19 protein-coding genes are annotated in these 16,983 nt (G+C 47.1%); 15 read left to right on the top strand and 4 right to left on the bottom strand.

Annotated features, from left to right (window positions below; genetic code table 11):
- Positions 1–220 precede the first annotated feature (220 nt).
- The gene (locus FC82_RS00550; protein WP_056995924.1) at positions 221–814 is read right to left on the bottom strand and encodes a TetR/AcrR family transcriptional regulator; all 594 of its coding nucleotides are present in this window, start codon (positions 812–814) and stop codon (positions 221–223) included.
- 122 nt (positions 815–936) lie between these two features.
- On the opposite strand from FC82_RS00550, the gene FC82_RS00545 reads away from it, so the two are divergent.
- From FC82_RS00545 to FC82_RS00530, 4 genes are all read left to right on the top strand, one after another.
- The gene (locus tag FC82_RS00545) at positions 937–2,427 is read left to right on the top strand and encodes an MDR family MFS transporter (protein WP_235809138.1); all 1,491 of its coding nucleotides are present in this window, start codon (positions 937–939) and stop codon (positions 2,425–2,427) included.
- 394 nt (positions 2,428–2,821) lie between these two features.
- Positions 2,822–3,655, top strand: a complete 834-nt coding sequence (locus FC82_RS00540) for an AraC family transcriptional regulator (RefSeq protein ID WP_056995923.1) — start codon at positions 2,822–2,824, stop codon at positions 3,653–3,655.
- A gap of 99 nt (positions 3,656–3,754) precedes the next feature.
- Positions 3,755–4,966: an MFS transporter gene (locus FC82_RS00535; RefSeq protein WP_054762548.1), complete on the top strand. Its 1,212-nt coding sequence runs from the start codon at positions 3,755–3,757 to the stop codon at positions 4,964–4,966.
- An 18-nt stretch (positions 4,967–4,984) separates the two neighbouring features.
- On the top strand, positions 4,985–5,890 hold the full coding sequence (locus FC82_RS00530; protein ID WP_065101488.1) for an alpha/beta hydrolase: 906 nt from the start codon (positions 4,985–4,987) through the stop codon (positions 5,888–5,890).
- A gap of 294 nt (positions 5,891–6,184) precedes the next feature.
- On the opposite strand, the gene FC82_RS00525 is transcribed toward FC82_RS00530, so the two are convergent.
- The gene (locus FC82_RS00525; protein ID WP_054762549.1) at positions 6,185–6,751 is read right to left on the bottom strand and encodes a TMEM175 family protein; all 567 of its coding nucleotides are present in this window, start codon (positions 6,749–6,751) and stop codon (positions 6,185–6,187) included.
- A 188-nt stretch (positions 6,752–6,939) separates the two neighbouring features.
- Here FC82_RS00525 and FC82_RS00520 point away from each other — a divergent pair, with 188 nt between their 5' ends.
- The 7 genes from FC82_RS00520 (at position 6,940) to FC82_RS00490 (ending at position 13,505) form a co-directional block, all read left to right on the top strand.
- Complete coding sequence (locus FC82_RS00520; protein WP_054762552.1) at positions 6,940–7,734, top strand: SDR family NAD(P)-dependent oxidoreductase; 795 nt, start codon at positions 6,940–6,942, stop codon at positions 7,732–7,734.
- A 598-nt stretch (positions 7,735–8,332) separates the two neighbouring features.
- Positions 8,333–9,700 (top strand): MFS transporter, encoded by a 1,368-nt coding sequence (locus FC82_RS00515; protein ID WP_153021022.1) that lies wholly within the window; start codon positions 8,333–8,335, stop codon positions 9,698–9,700.
- A gap of 97 nt (positions 9,701–9,797) precedes the next feature.
- Positions 9,798–10,151, top strand: coding sequence for a hypothetical protein (locus FC82_RS00510; RefSeq protein WP_054762554.1), 354 nt, complete (start codon positions 9,798–9,800; stop codon positions 10,149–10,151).
- A gap of 89 nt (positions 10,152–10,240) precedes the next feature.
- The gene (locus FC82_RS00505) at positions 10,241–10,768 is read left to right on the top strand and encodes an acyltransferase (protein WP_054762556.1); all 528 of its coding nucleotides are present in this window, start codon (positions 10,241–10,243) and stop codon (positions 10,766–10,768) included.
- A 74-nt stretch (positions 10,769–10,842) separates the two neighbouring features.
- Positions 10,843–11,739, top strand: coding sequence for an NAD-dependent epimerase/dehydratase family protein (locus tag FC82_RS00500; protein ID WP_056995922.1), 897 nt, complete (start codon positions 10,843–10,845; stop codon positions 11,737–11,739).
- A 620-nt stretch (positions 11,740–12,359) separates the two neighbouring features.
- A complete protein-coding gene (locus tag FC82_RS00495) occupies positions 12,360–13,121 on the top strand; it encodes a carboxymuconolactone decarboxylase family protein (RefSeq protein WP_056995921.1) in 762 nt (253 codons plus the stop codon).
- Between the two features lie 15 nt (positions 13,122–13,136).
- Positions 13,137–13,505, top strand: coding sequence for a nuclear transport factor 2 family protein (locus FC82_RS00490; protein WP_056995920.1), 369 nt, complete (start codon positions 13,137–13,139; stop codon positions 13,503–13,505).
- Positions 13,506–13,613: 108 nt separating this feature from the next.
- Here FC82_RS00490 and FC82_RS00485 read toward each other — a convergent pair whose 3' ends face one another.
- Positions 13,614–14,006 (bottom strand): tautomerase family protein, encoded by a 393-nt coding sequence (locus tag FC82_RS00485; protein ID WP_054762561.1) that lies wholly within the window; start codon positions 14,004–14,006, stop codon positions 13,614–13,616.
- A 25-nt stretch (positions 14,007–14,031) separates the two neighbouring features.
- Positions 14,032–14,466, bottom strand: a complete 435-nt coding sequence (locus FC82_RS00480) for a MerR family transcriptional regulator (protein ID WP_054762563.1) — start codon at positions 14,464–14,466, stop codon at positions 14,032–14,034.
- Positions 14,467–14,870: 404 nt separating this feature from the next.
- Between FC82_RS00480 and FC82_RS00475 the strand changes: the two genes are divergently transcribed.
- From FC82_RS00475 to FC82_RS00460, 4 genes are all read left to right on the top strand, one after another.
- Positions 14,871–15,428, top strand: a complete 558-nt coding sequence (locus FC82_RS00475; RefSeq protein WP_056995919.1) for a DapH/DapD/GlmU-related protein — start codon at positions 14,871–14,873, stop codon at positions 15,426–15,428.
- 8 nt (positions 15,429–15,436) lie between these two features.
- A complete protein-coding gene (locus FC82_RS00470; RefSeq protein WP_235809137.1) occupies positions 15,437–15,793 on the top strand; it encodes a cyclophilin-like fold protein in 357 nt (118 codons plus the stop codon).
- A gap of 191 nt (positions 15,794–15,984) precedes the next feature.
- Entirely contained in the window at positions 15,985–16,467 is a 483-nt protein-coding gene (locus FC82_RS00465) for a flavodoxin (RefSeq protein ID WP_056995918.1), read from the top strand.
- A 51-nt stretch (positions 16,468–16,518) separates the two neighbouring features.
- On the top strand, positions 16,519–16,983 hold a 465-nt coding region (locus FC82_RS00460), incomplete at its 3' end, for an aldo/keto reductase (RefSeq protein WP_161939750.1).

Below are 16,983 nucleotides of genomic sequence, written 5' to 3'. Positions count from 1 at the left end.
TAAGACAATAAAAAACTGGCATTGGCGTGACCACCAATACCAGAAATTTTACAGCCGGTATTTTTTGGTGTAATTCTGTGATTTATAGATGACCTTATATCCGAGGAGAAATCAGCAACACTAATAGCTAGAAAATCATCCTGTCTTGAATGTGATTGGAATTGCCATCGGCAGGTGAAATCGAAGGGTTTTGAGATCAGGTGATACAGAACCATTTTTGTTACTTTTGCGTATAAACCGGTAGCAGAACGATCTCAATAAAATGCTGCAACTGTGCTTCGCTGACGTTTTTTTCTGTGAAAAGATGGTAACGCAGCCATTCAAACGGTAACAGTTTGACTTCATCGGAGAAGTTGTCCTTGGTGATTTCTTTGCGCGCAATTGCCCGTTCAAAAATGAGGGTCATTGTTTTGATATCTTCTTTATCGGCATAGTCAAACAAACTGTCCAAGACGGTATCATTTTCTTGGCTGGCGCCGGCCAAGAATAGCGAGGCGTAGTAGTGACTAAAGGTATTGATCACGACCATGTATCTCCGCAAAACTTGCGAGAGGTCATCTTTTAAGTGGTCGCCGTTAAGTTTTATGTCTTGCAGGTGCCCACTATTTTCTTTACGGATTTTATTTCGAATCGCATCAAGTGCGAGTGAAAAGGGGGAGTCCCAGCGACGATAAATGACCGGTCGGCTTGTTTTGGCCAACGAGGCCACTTTCGAAAAGGTGAGTCCTTCTAACCCGTCACTGTCCAATATTGCAATCGTTGATTCGAAAATAGCGTTTTCTAATTCTTCGCCATGCCGTCTCCTCTTTGTCATTCAAAAGGCCTCTTTTCTAAGATACAAATTGTTTCTTGTTGACTTTGGATTCGTTAAGTGTATTATAACAGGTATGCATTTTAAGTGCAAAGTGTATCTTAGAAAAGTGGAGGCATGTTACATTGCAAAGCAAAAATGCGATTTCAAAAAAAACTCAGATGGTTGCCTGGATTATTGTGTTTGGTGCCATGGCGCCAATGTTGGATACGACGATGATCAATATCGCCCTCAATAGTTTACGGCTGTCATTTCATAGCTCCCTGACGACCGTTCAGTGGACAGTGACCTGTTATTTATTGGCCACAGGGGTTGCGGTACCATTTTCAAGCTGGCTCCTGAACAAATTCGATGGCAAAAAACTCTTTATTTTCAGTGAGGCATTATTCGGCGTTGGTTCCTTACTGGCTGCCATCTCCCCAAACGTTCATTTTTTAATTGCGATGCGCTTGGTTCAAGGTTTCGCTGATGGGTTGATCACACCGTTGCTGATTAATTTAATTGTTCAACTGTCTGGGCCTGAGGTACTCGGGCAACTGATGGCAACGGTTGGATTGCCGATTATTCTGGGACCGCTGCTTGGACCAGTTGTCGGTGGCGTGATTATTAAATTTTTATCCTGGCACTGGATCTTTTGGATAAATGTGCCAATTACGATCATGTCCGTCATTCTGATTGCATGCAAGATGCCGCAATTTCCGCCAAAGGACAAGCAATCAAAAATGGACTTTGTAGGCATTGGTTTATTAGTTTTACTGTCTTCGACGGTCATTTATGGCGTAGTCGAAGCCGGCACAAAGGACACGTTTTTAAACCGGGAAACGGTCGATTTTTTGCTCTTTGGGTTAGGGATGGCCATTGCCTATGTTGTGTGGGCAATCGTGCGGCATGACAGGGTGGTTTTGCCGCTTAGTCTTTTCAAATTTCACGCGTTTACTGGTTCTTCGATCGGCATCTTCATTTCTGGACTCTTTTTAAATGGCGCGATGCTGCTGTTACCGCTGTACTTTCAAAACGTGCGTCATATGAGCGTTATTGCGGCTGCCTTAGCACTGATTCCACAGGGCTTAAGCATGCTGATCACACGCCCGTTTGTCGGTCGACTCACCGATAGTATCGGCGCAAAATACGTTGTTATGGTCAGCATACTCATTACTTTTTTAGGGACTATTCCGTTCTTCTGGTTTACCCAAAAAACGGCCTACTGGATCATTGCACTCGTTTTATTTGTGCGCGGTTTTGGCGCTGGCGGTGTCACCATGCCCTTGATGGCAGATTCATATACGGGCATGGACAAAACGCAGACGCCAGCGGCCACGATTGGTTCCCGTATTATTCAAAATGTGGGTGGGGCTTTTGGTTCAGCACTTGTGACAACTTTAGTCACATCATTTGCCAATCACAACGTTCATGTTTTCGAACGGCGGCTAAAGAACCAGCAGTACCAAGTCAAGACGTCACAGCTTCAGCAGTTTGTTACCCAGCACCTCAGTCACATTCGTCTTGAATCATATCAGTATGGGTTCTTGATCATTTCGATTTCTGCGATTTTGATTATTTTGCCAACCTTGTTGCTTTCAAACAAAATGTCTGGTGAAAAGAAACAGTCAGTATAGGTGTCTCATTCTCGCTAATTTAAAGTTGTTATGGTTGAAAAAACACCCGTCAATTCTTGAATTGTATAGAATTGACGGGTGTTGTATCAGTTTTGTGGGATGACGATCACCTTATTTTTGAAAGAGAACGGGTCATGCAATGAATGGTGGGTTTACAAAGCATCGATTGTCATTTTGAATGACCCGAAAACGTTAGTCGTGCTGACCTAAAGACGGTAGTCCGACCTTATGTGAGGAATCATTGGCAACCAACTGGCTGATACCCGCAATAATTGACACGGTTTTTGACGCATGTTACATTGAGAGCACTAGCTGCTAACCAGTCTTCAGATACTGAAGCAAACTTGGTTGGCCATTTTTTATGCGCTTAAGGCGTGAAGAGAAGGTGAAGGAAATGTACCATCACGAACTCGTCACCCCCAACGAGGGGTTACCCATTCGCGTCATTGAACATCGCGGTAACGAAAGCAACGTTCTGCCACACTGGCACCAGGCGGTTGAAATTGACCTGGTGTTAGCGGGCAGTGCAACGTATGTGGTGAGCGGCAAAACGCTCACGGCACAGGCCGGGGACATCGTGTTGATCAACGCCAATGAGATCCACGGCGTTCGCAGTGCGCAGTCGACGGCTGAAACAAGCGCGGTGACGTTGCTGATGCCGTATCAATTTCTTGAAAAACAGCTGCCGAATTTCCAATTCATTTGGTTTTTGGTTGACCAGAAGAACCCGGCCTACCCGCAGTTGGTCAATGCAATCAAAAGGGTAACGACCATCGAGGCCGAACCCACCGATGGGTTACTGCGATTGCGGCAACAAAGCGCGCTTTACCTGGTGCTCTACATTCTGCTCAAACACTTCAGCCAGTATCGTGATGTCCCAAACAACCTCCATGGCACAACCCAGCAACAGGCGCTTGCCAAAGTCATTGCGTTTCTGACGGATAACTCACGCCAGGCGCTGACGTTGACCCAGGTAGCGGGGGAGATGCATCTGTCAACCGGGTACTTGTCACGACTGTTTACAAAGCAGATGCAGGTTAGTTTAATGCAGTATTTACAGTTGATTCGGCTTCAAGATGCTTATCAATTATTGGTCACCACAGAGACGTCAATTTCTGCAATTGCTGATTTGACGGGATTTGCCAACGTTAAAGCATTTCGGACACTGTTCATTAAGGTTTATCAGCAAAATCCATTAAAATATCGACAAACACACAAAGGTCAATAATTGGCCTTTTTTTAGTGAATTCATTTCTCTTTTAGTAACCGCTTACATGATAGTCTTTAACCGTTAATAAAATTCTATTTAATGAATGGAGTGAGTGACATGCAAAAAGTAAAACCGCAATCGTGGCTGTTTAAAATCGCTATTTTATCAATTTCATTGATGCTGATGATTGCGCCAAATATTGCGGCCGCTATTCCGTTGATGGCCAAGACTTTCAGCAGCCAATCAGCGTCGGCGGTGCAAACCCTATCAACGATTCCGAATCTGGGCGTTATTTTTGGGATCTTTCTAGGTGAAGTTGTGACCCTTAGAATTGGGGCCAAACGCACAGTTATGACCGGGCTGACGATTGCCTTAATTGCCGGCGTGATCCCCGTGTTCATCAGCAATTATACGATCGTGCTTGTCACGAGATTTCTGTTAGGTTTCGGAATCGGGCTGTTTAATTCATTAACACTCAGTCTGATTTCACAATTTTACGAGGGTAATGAACTGGCCACCATGATGGGCTTTCAATCGACCGTTCAAAACCTTGGCAGTTCCGTGTTGTCGTTTGCGGTGAGCTATTTAATCATCTTCGGCTGGCACGCAACGTTCTTAATTTACGCCATTGCCTTACCAGTCATGCTTTTGTTTGGCGCAGTCGTGCCGAATATTGACCGGCAAGACCCGCACGAGTCCAAGACGGCCACAACGACAAGCAAGCCAGCCGCAAGACAGCGGCTCAACACGCCAGTCATCGCCATTTCTATTCTGACCTTCTTCGTGTACGTGTTCTTCATGGTCGTGACCGTGCAGTTGTCAAGTCTGTTTGCAGCCCAACACATCGGGTCTGCTTCCCAAGCATCCGCCGTTTTAGGCGGCTTGACGCTGGTCTCCATGCTGTTCAGCCTGTTCTATGGCAAACTTTTCAAGTGGATCGGGTCAGTGATCTTGCCGCTGGGGCTGTTTCTCATGACAATCGGCTTCCTGCTGCTGTCCAGAATGACCGCGATGGGCGGCGTGACCGTTGGCGTGGTTATTATCGGTATCGGGTTTGCGTTCACGATCCCGTATATTTACACCATGGTCAACGTTAAAGCGCCAAAGGGTTCTGAAAACCTGGCGTCATCCGTGATGCTCATCATGACCAACGCAGGGGTCTTCTTATCACCGACAGTTGTAAACGCTTTATCAGGGGCATTCGGCCACTCTGGTCCCGTCAGCGCCATGGTCGTGTGTGCGTCAGGACTGTTTGTGTTGGCAATTGTCACGGCGGTGGTCGTGGCGATTCAAATGCGCAGCATCCGGGCAGCAACATCTGAAAAATAAGAAAGAAGCGTGAATGAAATGATTAAAAACGAGCAAGATAAAGTGATGGCAGCCGTAACGAAAATGCGGACTGAGTGGGGCGCGAACGACGCGAAACGAGATGCTGGGTTGCCCACGAGCTATCCCGACGTCACCCGTTTCGATAATTTAAGCTACGGGCCGAATGGGACTGAAAATTTACTGGACATTTACGTCCCAAAACAGGGGAAGACCGTCTACCCAACAGTGGTCAACGTGCACGGCGGCGGTTTCGTATACGGCGACAAGGAATTGTACCAACACTACTGCCTGTGGTGGGCACGCCAGGGGTTCGCCGTGGTGAATTTCAACTATCGGTTGGCACCAAAGACCGTTTTCCCAGGGGCAATCCAGGACGTTTCCACCGCTGTGAAATGGACCGCGGACCACGCTGCTGAATACAGCATTGATCTGGACAATGTGTTCTTTACCGGTGACAGTGCCGGTGCCACACTTGCGCAGCAGTACCTGACCGCCCAAACAAATGATGCCTATCGCCGGGCACTGGGCATGACGAAAACCAGTTTAACGATTCGGGCAGCCGCATTGAACTGCGGCGTCTACTTTCTGGACCGGCCGGAAACGCTGGCGGACGACACGTTGATCGCCATGGCCTACTTTGTCCCAAGCGTTCAGCGCCTGTATGCCGACCAGTTAAAGACAGAAAACTACATGTCCGCTGAATTGCCGCCGCTGTTCATCATGACCGCCAACAATGATTTTCTGCATGACGAGGGCGTGCGGATGGATCAGTTCTTGATTGACCGCAATCATCCCCATGAATTCCATGTTTATGGTGATGCCGACCACCCACGCGGACACGTTTTCCATATCGACCAGCGAGATGAACTTGGCATTGAATGTAACAATGCGGAAAAAGCGTTTTTTGCAGCGCACATTAAATAGGTATGAGGCTGAGTTAAAGGGCTATATGAGCTATAAACATGTCAAAACTTGCTGCAAATGCTTGTTTTTGACCAGATAAGAGGCGTCAACTAAAACCGTTTAGGGCTTTTAGTTGGCGCCTCCTTATTTTGACGTGAAATTGATTTTTGTTCTTTTTTAGGCTACCGTGTGGAAACGCGTTTCAGGAAGCAGAGACCGGCCACGGAAGCGCAGTTAGTGAAAAATCCAAGATCGGTTTTTTCCACTAACTGCGCTTCCGTTCTGGTCTCTAAACGCTTCCTTCCACTCTCTGCTTCACGCGAAAAGCCTTGAAAAATCAAACTGTAGTACAATACTAGCAATTAAAATTGAATACACCATGGCTGGCGGATAAACCCACACGGCAATCAACAGGCCGATGACCTTGCAGGCCAGATCCAAAATTACAGTGTGGTTGGGAATCTTATACAGCAGGCCGAAGTGTGCCTCGGGATTGAGTTTGTTTAAATTAAGGGAGATCAGGACGTTTAAGCACGAAATGATAATGATGATCACTCCGTAGAACACTTGGGCGGTGGTGTTGTAAAAGTTTTCGGCCACCAGACTTGTCGTGTATGGGAAGAGTGATGAGAAAAACAATAGGATCAGCGTCAAATAAACCGTGTGGTTATCGATCTGTTTGACTAGATGCCAGTGGTTATGGTGCGAGACCCACATGAGGCCGATCCAGAAGAAGGACAGGGTGTACGCAAAGAAGTTGGCTCGCAACGCCCATAACCCAGCCCAAGAAACGATGGCGGGTTTCTGTAAATCTAAAACTAGAATGGTATCAATAATGGCTAACACCGCATCTTCAAACGCGATCAATCTGTCCTTATTCATGACTCAGCCTCCCCGATAATGATGAGTTGTCTCTATTATACCCATAGTAGCCGCAATTAAGCGTGATCATGGTTTCGATAACTAGTCTCTAATTATTAAAATTAAAGGTGAAATCAATGAGACAATCATTTAAAATAGAAGACAATACGTGTATTACACAAATAATCATCAAACCGGAGGACCTACATATGACATCAGAAACATACATCGCAATTACCGGTGCATCAACCGGCATCGGGCGCGCGGCAGCCAAACAATTCGCAGACGAAGGTCGCAACTTGATTCTAATTGCCAGGAACACAGACGATTTAAAAACGGTCAGGGCTGAGATCCAGGACGCCCATCCTGATTTAAAGGTACAGGTGCGGTCGTACGACTTGACTAATACCGCACAGGCACGAGCGCTGTACTATTCGTTAAGTGATTTTAATATCGATTGCTGGATCAATAACGCCGGGTTCGGCGACTACAAGCTCATCAGCGACCAGGATGTGAATAAGGCGATGCTGATGATCCAGCTGAACGTCGAGGCGTTGACGCTGCTGTCTATGCTTTATGTGAAGGATCACGAAAATATCCAAGGTACACAGCTGATCAACGTCTCATCAGTGGGCGGCTACTTAATGGTACCAACCTGTGTGACATACAGTGCAACGAAGTTTTACGTGGGGGCCTTTACTGAGAACCTCGCGCTGGAATTGCGGCATAAGGGCGCAGCGCTGAAGGCTAAATTGTACGCGCCGGCTGCGACTGAGACCAATTTTGGCAAGGTGGCCAACGACGTGGAGAACTACGACTATGATGACGCGTTCGGTGAGTCCTACTTCACTAGTGAACAGTCAGCTAAATACTTAGTACAGCTGTTTCACGACGAAGACCACATTGTGGGCGCCATTAATCGGGATACGTTTGCGTTTAAGCTGTCGCAGAACGTTTTTCCGTATGCGGGTGATTCGGGGCACAATCAGGTTGTTGAAAAATAATTGTGGTCTGAAGAACCGTGGTGGATGGGTGCTCAAAACGGATTCAAAAGTCTTTCAGGTCATAAAAGTGTCATTTTTGCGGGTTCTGGTTTTCTAGCCAAAATGCGCGGCAAACGGCCGTGTTCGGTCATATAAACGAAACGCTCCTAGCTAAAAATTCGTTCGGGATTTTCAGTTAGGAGCGTTTATATTTTGGGAGTGAACCTGCTCGTTGGCCGAAATTTATTTTCCTACGAGTGAATAAACGGTTGATTGGATGGCTTTTTTTAGGTAACTAAGCTTCCTGTCTTAACCGTTGTTTCCACTGTCTTCCTATGAATCGTCAATTTTGATACTTCAAATTACTTTCTCTGCTACCTAGCAGAAACGCGTTCCAGAAGGCAAGAGGCTACTGCATAACGGACGCTGAGCAAAAGATGAGGCCCGGACTTTTCGGCTCAGCGTCCGTTAAGCGCCGCCACTTAAACGCCCTTTTTCACGCGCTCAAAAAAAAATTAAAAAAACCCTTGCCTTGAAGTTACTTCAACCTCTTATACTCCTTTCTTGTAATCAATTAAGCGCAAAACAAACGAAGCGAGTTAAAGGAGCAAAATAAATCATGCAAGAAAAATTTACGAAATACGAATTATCAGTTTTAGCTATCGTGTTAGTCAGCTACTTCATGACGGTGCTGGACGTCTCGGTGGTCATCACCGCGCTGCCGAATATTCAGCGGGACCTGAACTTATCCACGGCGAACCTCACCTGGGTGCAAAACGCCTACACCATCATTTTCGGTGGACTATTGTTACTCGGCGGTCGTTTGGGCGATATCATGGGACGCAAGCAAATCTTTAACATCGGGTTAGTGATCTTTGGTTTAGGGTCACTGCTGGTGGGCTTTGCGAACAGTGCCCTTTGGATGATCATTGCCCGTGGGTTCCAGGGGGCCGGGGCGGCTGCTTTAGCACCGTCAACGCTTGCGCTGTTAATGGACAGCATTCCCGCTGGCGTGAAACGTATTCGTGCGGTTGCTGATTACGGCGCTGTTGCCGGTATCGGTGCCAGCGTTGGACTCGTTATCGGCGGGTTGTTCGCAAGCTTGCTGAGCTGGCGGTACGCCTTCTTCGTGAACGTCCCGATTGCCATTGTGATGCTGGTTTGGGCTACCAAGACGGTTCACCCGACCCCCGCAAAACACGGTTCATTTGATGGGATCGGTTCAGTACTTTCCTTACTCGGGATGGTGAGTTTAGTTTATGGTATTCTGTTGATTTCTGACGGTGGTCCTGCACTGTACTGGATCATTGCTGCAATCATTTTATTGGTTTTATTTGTATGGCGCGAAGCCAAGGTCAGTCAACCGATTATGCCGCTGCGGGTCTTTAAGAATTCGGAACGGACGGGCGCTTACCTGGCACGGATGTTGTTTTTAGGGGCCATGATGGCCTTCTGGTTCTTCATTACGCAATTCCTGCAAAAGGTTTACGGTTTTTCACCGCTGATGGCCGGTATCGGGTTCTTTCCAATGACCATTGCCAACTTTATTAGTGCACTGCAAGTTTCTCGGCTGACCGCTAAGTTCGGCAACGCAAAAACGTTGATCGGCGGGCTTGTCTTGACGCTGCTGGGGATGGTTTGGCTGAGCTTTGCTGGGGCCGATGGCAGTTATGTTGCAAGTGTGGCCTTACCAATGATTTTGATCGGTCTCGGTCAGGGGGCTGCTCTGAGTCCTTTGACCACGGCCGGCATTGCCCACATTGACGCCCAAGATGCCGGCGCTGCTTCCGGTGTTGTGAACGTTGCACACCAGGTTGGCGGTTCCCTAGGGTTAGCTGTTTTGGTTGTGATTGCCACCGCCCTGACCGGCACTGGCAGTTTAGCCTTACGGACTGACTGGGCTTTACGCGGCGGGGCAGTGTTCCTGCTGATTGCCTTGATTCTGGTCGTCATCTTGATTTTGCCTCAGGACAAGAAAACGAAGTAAACAGCTTGACTTAAAGTGAACTTTAAGGGTTATAGTAAGTCAAAATTGCAACAGTAAACGCAGTAATAAAGAACCAACGGAAAGGTGGCTGATAACTATGGATATTGAAACCCTCAGTAAGAAAAGCGGCATTGCCAAAATTAAACTCGATTTTTACCGGGACGCAGATTTGTTGCCCGATCAGTTAACGGATGACCAAATGATCGACTTGGCGCAATTCGTGGACCAGATGTACGACGTCGGTATTTCACTGGATAAGTTGCAGCGCTATGCGCATCTGCAGCAGAAAAAATGCACGATCATTGACGCGCAAAAAGCACTGCTGCACACAGCCTTACAGCAGTTAGCCGAAAAACAAGATGATTTGAGGCTTGAACTGCAGCATTTGGAACGGGTTCAGACGCAAAAAAATGATGATGAATCTGAATTGCAACAGCTTGAGCAAAAATAACGATAACCAACCAGCAAAACAGTTAGGCACGAGGTCGTTTCCCCGTGGTTAACTGTTTTTGCTGCACCACAGAAAAAAAGGAGAACATGATGTCTGAGACAATAATTGATTTACGCAACGCAACCGAGGCTGACCGGCAAAAAACGGCGGCTCAACAGCAGCTCATTTTCAACTACAACCAGACGATGCCCATGACGCCGGAAGCCGACGACCTGTTACACCAAATTTTTGGTGACCGCATCGGGACCAACACCAACGTTGCCGCCCCGGTCCACATTGTACGGCCGGAAAACGTGCACATCGGCAACAATGTTTCTATTATGTACAACGCTCTGATGATGGCTGCTGGCGGTATCGAGATTGAAGACAATGTTCAGATAGCGGCCAATGCTCAGCTTGTCAGCAACAACCACGACCTCAAAGAACGCAGTATTTTGATCGGCAAGAAGATTACTATTAAACAGGGTGCCTGGATCGGTGCTGGTGCCACGATCCTGCCCGGCATTACGGTCGGTGTCAACGCCGTCATCGGCACTGGCTCGGTGGTGACAAAGAATGTGGAAGCCAACACCGTGGTCGCCGGCAACCCTGCGCGGATGATCAAGGTGATCGGGTAAGCCAAACACTTGCCTTAGACCCGCTCTAAGATTGTACACTAAATGCGTAAAGAAAAATAAAAGGAGTGTTTTTGATGGAGAAAAACGACCAAATCACTATTCTTGGCATTACCGGCTATACGGGTGCCTGGTTAGCCAAAACGCTGACTGACCGCGGTTATACCAACATTGTCGGTACTTATCGTAACCCGGAAAAAATGACTTATTTGCAGCAGCAATTGCCAAACGTCACCGGCTTTAAGGCCGATTTACTGGCCTCCCCGGATAAGGTTAAGCCAGCAATTGCCGGCAGTCGCTGGGTGTTTAACAATTCAGCACCGTTCACGGGTGACGAAAAAACGATCGCCGACTTTGTGGCAACGAAGGTCGCGATGGTCAACAACTTGTTTAAGGCCATCATTGCGGCAGGGACGGTTGAAAAACTGGTGCATATTGGATCCGCCGCAGCCATTTACATGGGTATCGCGGATACCAGCAAAACGGTGATTGATGAGGACACGTGGCCTGATTTGGCTCACATGGATCGGCAGTACGAGCCGTTTATTACAATGAAGGTCCGTGAAGAGCAACGAGTGCGTGAACTGGCAGACCTGATCGACCTCGATGTCACGGTGCTGCACCCAACCAACATTGTGGGTCCTAGTTTTACTCCGTGGCAGCATGACATGATCTACGCTTATCTTCATGGCAGTCAACCTCTCGTTGAAGGCCCGATGGATAGTGTGGATGTGCGTGACATTGCCGGTATTGAACTGGCTTTAATGACAAATCCGGCAAGCAATGGCAAACGGGTGATGGGGCTTGGGTTTACCAGCACGTATCAGCAACTAGAAACACTAACGCAGCAGCATTTAACCACGGAACAGATTAACACACTGTTTGGCGACCTACCCACCATTATCCCGACCCAAACCGCATTGACCCTCTGGCAGCCACTTGCCTACACGTCGTTCGTGAAGGACCAGTCCTGACGATTAGATCCGAAATCGGTGCTCAAAACCAAGTATCCGGAGTTCTATACTTACAAGTACACGGATGCGCAAACAACCTTTACGCAGGCACTGGATAAAATGGCTGCCGATGCACAGAAGTGAGCGCGAGTTGGTCAACAATGTTAAACGGGTCAATTGGTTAATTGCGGCAGGTCATTAAAGTGACCTGTCCGAATTAGGGGAAATGCTCTGAGGCAAATAAACGTTGCATTGCATTAACCCTGTATGCTAAGCGATGACGCCCGCAAAGTGCCCGACATCTGTTGTTCCGGCCGTTTATTGATAACTTGAACAAGCTGCAAGGCGTTTTCGGCAAACAAGTTTTCGGCAAACAAAAAGAAGCTTCGCTGTTCAAGACCCAAAAAACAGTCGAGGGCGGATTCCCTAGGAATCGCCCTTGGCTGTTTTTTTGATACCTAACCAATAAAAAGGCCTATTGCGAATGGGGATGCAGCGCGTTTTTGACGATTGACACGCCCAATTTGAAGCATTAAATAACAATTGTCCAAAAAAAGTGATCTTTTCGCTTGCCTTGCAGTAACTTCAAGGGGCTACACTCGTGGTGTAAGTTAATTAAATAACAACTGGAGGCTATGATTATGGCAATTAGTAAAACGGCACAAGACAATCACGAAACACTATTCCCAGGACTGAAGTCCACTCTGAAGCAGACTGACCCCGAATTTATCGAAGTATTTGACAACTTCACTTTTGATGAAGTTCTGAAATATCAAGATCTGGATCTGAAACTACGGATGAAGCTCACCTTAGCGTCCTTAATTGCGATGCAGTGTTTGAACGAATACAAGGCCATGCTGAACGGTGCTTTGAACATTGGTGTGACGCCGGTCGAAGTGAAAGAGATCGTGTACCAAGCTGTCCCATATGTTGGGTTAGGTAAAGTGTTTGATTTTCTGCACGGCACTAACGAAGTGTTCAAAGACCGCGGCATTGATGTACCTTTGGAAGGTCAATCAACGACCACGCCAGAGACCCGTTATGATAAGGGATTAGAAACCGTGCGCGGCATTGTTGGCGACACTGTGGATAACATGCTGGCCAATTCACCAGAGAACCAAAAGCATTTTGCAACCTTCTTGGCTGATAACTGTTTCGGTGATTATTATACACGGAAAGGCTTGGATACTAAGACTCGGGAACTGCTGACCTTTACCATGCTTATTTCAATGGGCGGGGCTGATCCACAGGTCAAGGGACACATTGCCGCAAACCAAAACGTTGGTAACGATAAGAAGACCCTGATCTCAGCTGTGACCGTGCTGTTACCATTTATCGGCTACCCACGCAGCTTAACGGCGTTAAGTTTGCTAAATGAAGTGATTCCTGAACCTAAGGACTAATATTGGAGGCAAGTGATGACTGACAAAGAGGCTGTATTGCAACTGTACCGCGACCATAACAAGTATATGGTGGCTGGTGATGTTAAGCGGTTAGGCGCACTGCTGGATGATGATTTTTACCTGAAACACATGACCGGCATGATGCAGGATAAGACCACTTGGCTGGGTGAAATTCAAAGCGGGCAGATGCACTATTTTTCCTCCGATGAGGCGCACGTTGACATTTCTGAACTGAGCGATGACCAGGCCGTGTTAGTCGGCCAGAGTCAGGTGGATGCCAGCATTCACGGGTCACGAAATACGTGGCCATTGGAATTAACCCTGCATGATCAAAAAATTGACGGGCAGTGGCGCATTATGTACATCACTGCTCGCATGTACTAATTGGTATAGGTGAAGATAAACCTTAATTTTAGTGAGTAAGGACACAAAAAAACAGGTTCGATACGCGTGAGAAACGCGGTAGCGAACCTGTTTTTTTGTGCGGTTTGACTATAGATCACCAGTTAAAAATTGGGCTTTCCCGCCGTCAAAACTCCAGTCGGCATCACTATTTTCGACCATATTTACCATCAGGTCGTGCGCGCTCAAGTTGAAGCGGGCATGCAGTTGTTCAAACAGCTGCTGGTAGAAGGCCACCTTTTCATCCTTAGTGCGCGGACGTGTTCGGATGTTCAGCAGGATGCGTTTGTTTGAGCGTTCGAAGCCCAACCCCGTATCCTTCATGATCAAGTTTTCAGGCGTAAAGTAACTGACAGTTTGGTAACGATCTCCCTGTGGTGCGTGGAAAATGGATAGCGTCACGTCGTAAGCGGTATCGAGTATTTCTTGCACGTCTGCGGGCGTCCAAGCGTCCTTAACGAGGTTAAATTGTAATAGTGGCATGGGTCATCATCCTTTCTAATGTGGGTTAAGCGCTGGTCCGATTATTGTCGGTCACTTCAGTTTCCTGAATATTGGACGGCTCGTAATCGTCAGTTTTGTGGTTGATTAAAACGTCGGCGTAATGTGATACCTTGCGATTAATGGTGGTCAAATGCGTCTGCAGGTCACTGATTTCTTTGAGCGTACGCTGTTGCTGCGCCAACATAATTTCGTACCGTTCTTGAATCGTGCTTTCGCCGGCAATCACCAGGTCAAAGTATTGCTTGATGTCGTTTAATGGCATCCCTGTGCTGCGCAGGCAGGTGATCAAATCGACCCATTCCAGGTCAACGTCATCGAACACGCGGTTATTATTGGCGTCACGTTTTACAAATGGCAGCAGGCCGTGGTCATGGTAATAGCGAATGGTATAGGTGGTTAACCCGGTTTTGTTTGCGACATCTTGAACTGAATAGGTCATGTCGAATGCTCCCCTCGATTGCGACCAATTTAACTGGTCGACATAAATTAAGGGCTAGGTTACACGATATTTATTTTAATTTCAACTGAAATTGTTCGGGAATGACCATTTTGGACGACTGTTTACAGGTGGCTCTTATAGTAACTTTAACCGGCAAAAAAGTTTTTTCGTTTTTTTGAATTTAGCGCTTGCCTTGAAGTTACTTGAAGGTTGTAGACTGATGTCAGTTTCAAAATTGATTTTTCAAAATAGCTGTCATCCACATGACAGTTGACCGAATATGCGTGCAACCCGTCCAATGGGACGTCCCAGGGTTGCCGCTGAAATGGCCAACGTGAATACATCGTATTTCTACGGCGATTTGAAACCAGAAAACTAATTATAAAAAAGAGGTCAGTAATCAAATGAGTGTTTTTGATGATTTAAGAAATGGGCAATCCTACGATATTCGAAACGAGGATTACCAACGCGAAGTCCATGGCGAAATTGACCGCTGTGATCACATTTGCTGGGAAATCAGCCAAACTGATCCAGCAGATAAAGACAAGCTGGTGGCCCTTGAAAATGAATTAATGGGTGGTCAGATGAAAGACGGGACGTTCTTTACACCGCCGATGAATATCGACTGCGCCAGCAATGTCCACGTTGGCAAGAACGTTTATGCCAACCACCACTTAACGATGATGTCACTCGGCACCATTACGATTGAAGATGGCGTCATGATGGGCCCTGGTGTTGGCTTGCTTACGGTCAACCACGAACCGAAAAATATTCGGGTGGTCAAGACCGGCGAGATCACACTTAAGAAAAATGCTTGGTTAGGTGCGCGCGTGAGTGTCCTGCCCGGGGTGACGATCGGGGAAAACGCGATTATCGGAACCGGTGCCGTTGTGACCAAGGATATTCCTGCCAACAGTATCGCTGTTGGGTCACCGGCAAAGGTCATCAAAACGATTGAATAGCGAGGTCAATGAGTGAGATGCGAGTAAAAACTGAATTACAGACTTTTGATATCAAGTTGATTGACAACGCGGTGACAGCCGCGTTGCAACATCAGTTTCCCCTTGATTTAACCATTACAGCTAGGGCTGGAGTTGAATTCTATGGCAAACTCTCAGATGCGTTAGCGACCACGGATGCCACTGCGACTTCTCAAATCAAGTCGGGGGCGTTGTACTACTATCCCGATTGGCAGGCACTGTCCTTTCAATTGAAGGACCTGGACATCTCACCATACACGATGATCTACCTCGGTGAGCTGCCGGTTCAATTGGTGACATTGCTGCAGGAAACTAATCGTCAAGATTTTATTGTGAATCTGTCTTAAGCGTTTGAAAAGGTGATCTTAACCGTGTTAGCAAGTATCGCGTCGATCAGACGTGGTACTTGTTTGATTTCTAGGGATGGCCGTGATAGGAAATTTGCGTATTTGCAATAAAAAGTTCTTGCTTTACAGCAACTGGAAGGTTGTAAAGTAAAGATGATGGTCACTCACTATAAAAAAGGAGCGTTTTAAAAATGACAGCAAAAAATTTAATTGCTTTTTATTCGTGGTCAGGCAACACCGAAGCTTTAGCGACTGCCATCAGTCATTTGACTGACAGCGACGTGTATGAAATTAAAGTTCCGGCTGACACATTCTCAGACGATATGTACGCAACTTCTGACATTGCCAAGCAGCAATTAGCCAATAACCAACTTCCAAGTCTTAGTGGTCAAGTGCCGGATGTAAGCCAATACGAACACGTGTTCGTTGGCGGACCAACCTGGTCTGGAGCACCATCCACGCCAGTGTTGCGCTTTTTGAACGCCATTAAAGACAGTCCAGTGACGCTAATTCCGTTCTACACCCACGCGGGTACTGCCGGCGGGTACGAACAGGCCTTTGCTAAAGCTGCTGCCCAGTCACATGTGCTGAAGGGTTTTGGTACGTCCGGTTACGGTGTTGGGCACGCTGAATCACAGGTGAAGGCCTGGTTGAACCAGATCGGCATCGACTAGTAGAACTCACAAGGCAATGAAGGACAGGGCCTTGAAGATGGAGGTAATTCGATGAACTATACAACTGTTGGTAATACGGGTATAAAAGTGTCTGAACTCTGTTTTGGGGCGATGTCGTTTGGCGGTGATGCAGACGAAAAAACATCGCAGGCCTTATTCGACAGGGTGACGGATGCTGGCATCAATTTCTTTGATACGGCAGATATGTACGTGAACGGTGAGTCGGAACGGATCTTAGGTAAATTGATCGCTGGTAAACGCAATCAGTATGTCCTGAGCTCTAAAGTTTATTTTCCGGCCAGTGAGGATGCCGGCTTAAACGATTCCGGACTGTCCCGCCGGCATATCATGCAGGGCATTGAAGGCAGTCTCAGACGGTTAAATACTGATTACCTTGATTTTTACATCCTGCACTACTTTGATTCAACCACTGCAATTGAAGAAACGTTGCGGGCGTTGGTGGACCGTGCCCCCATACTTGGACGAATTGCTACGCTGCTTTTCGAACCACTTCTT

This window comes from Secundilactobacillus collinoides DSM 20515 = JCM 1123, from assembly GCF_001435975.1.
GTDB lineage: Bacteria > Bacillota > Bacilli > Lactobacillales > Lactobacillaceae > Secundilactobacillus > Secundilactobacillus collinoides.
Note: the sequence above shows the minus strand (reverse complement) of the source record. Positions and strands in the feature narration are given on the sequence as shown.